Source organism: Bradyrhizobium sp., from assembly GCF_030697065.1.
Lineage (GTDB): Bacteria > Pseudomonadota > Alphaproteobacteria > Rhizobiales > Xanthobacteraceae > Bradyrhizobium.
Window position 1 is genome coordinate 1 of record NZ_JAUYQU010000251.1, and the last position, 3,776, is coordinate 3,776.

The window sequence follows — 3,776 nt, forward strand, 5'->3', positions numbered from 1 at the left end:
GACCCGCGCCATCTTGTTGGCGTTGTGCTCGACCGCCGTGATGCTGGCGTCGATCCGCTCGCGCATGGTCTGTTCGAGTGTGAAGGCCTTGACGGTGCGGATGCCCTGCAGCGATTCCTGCATGGTTTCGAGAATGTCGGCGTTGCCGGTGAACTGGTTGTGCGCCAGCCCCTTGATCCGCTTCACCAGTTTGCGCAGCACCAGCATGGCCGGCGGCGCCACCAGAAATCCGAACAGCGCCATGTACGGATCCTGCATCAGCATGACGCAGACGAGGCCGATCAGCAGCAGCAGGTCGCGGCCGAGCGCGTTGATCAACAGGTTGAGAACCTGGGTGACGGACGTGGCGCCGGCGGTCAGCCGCGCCAGAAATTCCGACGAATGCCGCTCCGAAAAGAATGCGACGCTTTCGCTCATCAGTTTGGCGAACAGCCGGCGCTGGTTGTTGGCGAGGATCGCATTGGAGATTTTCGACAGGATGACCTGGTGACCGTAGGTCGCCGCGCCCTTGAGGATGAAAATCAGGATGGTCAACCCGGACAGGAGCGCGATGCCGCGCACGTCCTTGTCGACATAGGCCTTGTTGATGACCTCGCCGAGAACCCAGGCCGAGCCGGCGGTCGCGGCCGCCGACACCGCCATCAGAACGAACGCCATCAGATAGCGCCGCCAGTAGGTCAGACCCTGTTCGGTGACCAGGCGCCGAATCAGGATCGCTGCGCCATGGGGATCGTCAGTGATTTTCCTGGGAAGTTCGGTCATCCGCGTTCCATTGACAGCGCTGGCAGGCACCCGCCCGCGTGTCAGGGTTGGCTTGCGAAACGTCCGTCTCCTTGCCCGCTAAATCATGGTTTTTCAAGCCAAATCGGGGCTTGCGCCGAACCGGTTTCTAGGCCGAAACGGCCTGCGGCAGCGCGCCATGGCGCTCGCGGAACGATTTCTCCTCCCACGCCAGCGCGTGGGCTGCAATGGTGTCGAGGTCGTCGAATTGCGGGGTCCAGTCCAGCGTGCTGCGGATGCGGCTGGTGTCCGCGATCATGGTCATGATGTCGCCGGGCCGGCGCGGCGCATACTGAACCGCGAAATTGCGCCCGGAGACCCGCCGCACAGCCTCGATGGTCTCCAGCACGGAATAGCCGCGGCCGTAGCCGCAGTTCAACGTCGCCGAGGTGCCGCCGCCGCGCAGATAGGTCAACGCGGCGCCATGCGCCTGCGCCAGATCGCTGACATGGATGAAATCCCTGACGCAACTGCCGTCCGGCGTCGGGTAATCGGTGCCGAACACATCGACCTTGGCGCGCTGTCCGGTGGCCGCCTCGACCGCGATCTTCAGCAGATGAGTCGCGCCGACCGTGGCAAGCCCGATGCGCGCTTGGGGGTCGGCGCCCGCGACGTTGAAGTAGCGCAGCGCGACATAGTTCATGCCGTGCGCGGCGGCGGTATCATGCAGCATGATTTCGGTCATCAGCTTCGAGGAGCCGTAAGGCGACAGCGGCCGGGTCGGCGCGCTCTCGCGGACCGGCACCTGATGCGGATTGCCGTACACTGCGGCAGTCGATGAAAAGATGAAACGGTTGACGCCGCATTTCACCGCCGCGTTGAGCAGGCTGCGTGTCGTCATGGTGTTGTTGCGGTAATAGGCCAGCGGATCGCGCATCGAATCCGGCACCACCACGGAGCCCGCGAAATGAACGATGCTCTTGACGTCATGTGCTGCGATCACGCCCTCGACGAGGTTCTCGTCGCCGGCATCGCCGATGAACAGCGGCACGCCTTCGGGCACGAAGGCGGAAAATCCGGTCGACAGATTGTCGATCACGACCACGCTTTCGCCGGCTTCCGCCAGCGCATGAACCGTGTGACTTCCGATATAGCCGGCGCCGCCGGTGACAAGCACAGTCATGACTTCACCCATCTTGCGATCTATCGGCCCGATGCTAGCCGGGACGCGGTGAAGAGTGGGTTTCGGCGCAGGCGAACTGGTCACTATGATTAATGTTGCGTATAGGAAATGCGCGAAACGGAGCCCAACGTGCCGATCGAGACCCTTTCCTCAGGTAATCTGCAGCTGATCGTGCCGAATCTGCACAGGCGCTATTCCGGCGTCACCGCGACCAACCGCATGGTGGCGCCGAAACTGGCGAAACTGTTTCGCGCGGGCTGGCTCGGTTCCGATGCGCCCGAGGGGATCGCGCGCATCGGACTTGCGGATCTCGCGAAATGCTGGCGCCGCCGCGACGCCGTGATCTGGCATGCGCGACGCAACAACGAGATGATCGCGGGCGTGCTGCTGCGGTCGCTGGGCTGGCCCCTGAAACTGGTATTCACCTCGGCGGCGCAGCGCCATCACAGCTGGATCACGCGCTGGCTGATCCGGCGGATGGACGCGATCATCGCCACCAGCGAAATATCGAAATCCTTTCTCAGGCGCGAAGCGGATGTCGTCATGCACGGCGTCGATACCGGCACTTACGCGCCGCCCGCGGATCGCGCCGCCGCCTTCGCCGAAGCCGGGTTGCCGGGCCGCTACGCCATCGGCTGCTTCGGCCGGGTACGCGCGCAGAAGGGCAGCGACGTTTTCGTCGATGCGATGTGCCGGCTGTTGCCGCGCTATCCCGACTTCACCGCCGTCATGGTCGGCGCCATCACGCCGGAGCAAACCGCGTTCGCGGAGGACCTGCGCAAACGGATCGACGCCGCGGGCCTGCAATCGCGCATCGTCATCACGGGCGAACTCGATATCGAAGAGGTGCCGCGCTGGTACCAGCGGCTGACGATCTACGCCTTCACCTCGCGCAACGAGGGTTTTGGGCTGACCCTGATCGAGGCGATGTCGGCAGGCGCGGCGCTGGTCGCGTCGCGTGCGGGCGCGGCCGAACTCGTGGTCGAAGACGGCGTCACCGGCGTGCTGACGCCATCAGGCGATGTCGATGCACTGGTGTGCGCCCTCGAGCCGCTGATGCGCGATCCCGCTGCGGCAGCGGCGATGGGCGAGCGCGCTCGCGCGCGGGTGCTGGAGAAATTCAGCCTCGATGCGGAAGCCAGCCGGATCGCGGAAGTTTACCGCAGGCTGGTTTGAGCCATCACGTCTGCAACAAACGCATCTAGATCGCCGCCCGCGAACAGGAACCCCGGCAGCCCTGCGGCCTCCGCCGCCTCGATGTCGGTGGGACGGTCGCCAATGACAAAACTGCCCGCGTGACGCACCGGCCAGTGCGCCATCAGGTCGTGGATCATGCCGGGCGCCGGTTTGCGCCAGTGGTGGTCTTGCAGGTAACCCTCGACGGTACCGGCCGGATGATGCGGACAATACCTGACGTCGTCGACCCGTGCGCCCTGCGCCGCCAGTTCTTCGAGCATCCAGTCATGCAGCTTGCCGACATCGTCCTCGGTGAAAAAACCACGCGCCACGCCGGATTGGTTGGTGAAGAAGAACACAAAATAGCCGGCCTCGTTCAGCCGGCGGATCGCCTTCGCCGCGTTCGGCATCCAGCGAATCCGGTCCTGCGTGCCCATGTAGCCGTCGTCGTGATTGATCACGCCGTCGCGGTCGAGGAATGCGGCGGGCCTGGGCGTGTAACCGGCAGGATCGATGCTGCTCATGGCCGCACTCCGGCCAGCAGGCGCTCGGCAATATCAGCCACGTCGGAAGCGGGAATATCGCGCATGCAGCGGTGCTCGTTCATGGTGCAGACCGGCCGATGGCAGGGCTGGCACGGCACGACGGTGCTGGTCTGCACGGTCGCGGCGAGGCCGTTCAGCGGCGCCCAGTGATA

At 64.6% G+C, this 3,776-nt stretch carries 5 protein-coding genes; 1 reads left to right on the top strand and 4 read right to left on the bottom strand.

Translation table 11 applies throughout. The annotated features are described in order from the left end of the window. Together Q8R73_RS19715 and galE are read right to left on the bottom strand one after the other, a co-directional pair. Positions 1 to 762, bottom strand: a 762-nt coding sequence (locus Q8R73_RS19715; RefSeq protein WP_305721224.1) for an ABC transporter transmembrane domain-containing protein, incomplete at its 3' end; no start/stop codon positions are given. Positions 763 to 889: 127 nt separating this feature from the next. Continuing rightward, positions 890 to 1,903, bottom strand: a complete 1,014-nt coding sequence (galE, locus tag Q8R73_RS19720) for a UDP-glucose 4-epimerase GalE (protein ID WP_305721225.1) — start codon at positions 1,901 to 1,903, stop codon at positions 890 to 892. Between the two features lie 108 nt (positions 1,904 to 2,011). Between galE and Q8R73_RS19725 the strand changes: the two genes are divergently transcribed. Continuing rightward, positions 2,012 to 3,079, top strand: a complete 1,068-nt coding sequence (locus Q8R73_RS19725; protein ID WP_305721226.1) for a glycosyltransferase family 4 protein — start codon at positions 2,012 to 2,014, stop codon at positions 3,077 to 3,079. Here Q8R73_RS19725 and Q8R73_RS19730 read toward each other — a convergent pair. Then, positions 3,061 to 3,603 (bottom strand): HAD family hydrolase, encoded by a 543-nt coding sequence (locus tag Q8R73_RS19730; protein WP_305721227.1) that lies wholly within the window; start codon positions 3,601 to 3,603, stop codon positions 3,061 to 3,063. The two genes, Q8R73_RS19725 and Q8R73_RS19730, sit on opposite strands and share 19 nt — an antisense overlap. Next, positions 3,600 to 3,776, bottom strand: a 177-nt coding sequence (locus Q8R73_RS19735; RefSeq protein WP_371126137.1) for a glycosyltransferase family 9 protein, incomplete at its 5' end; no start/stop codon positions are given. The genes Q8R73_RS19735 and Q8R73_RS19730, both read right to left, overlap by 4 nt.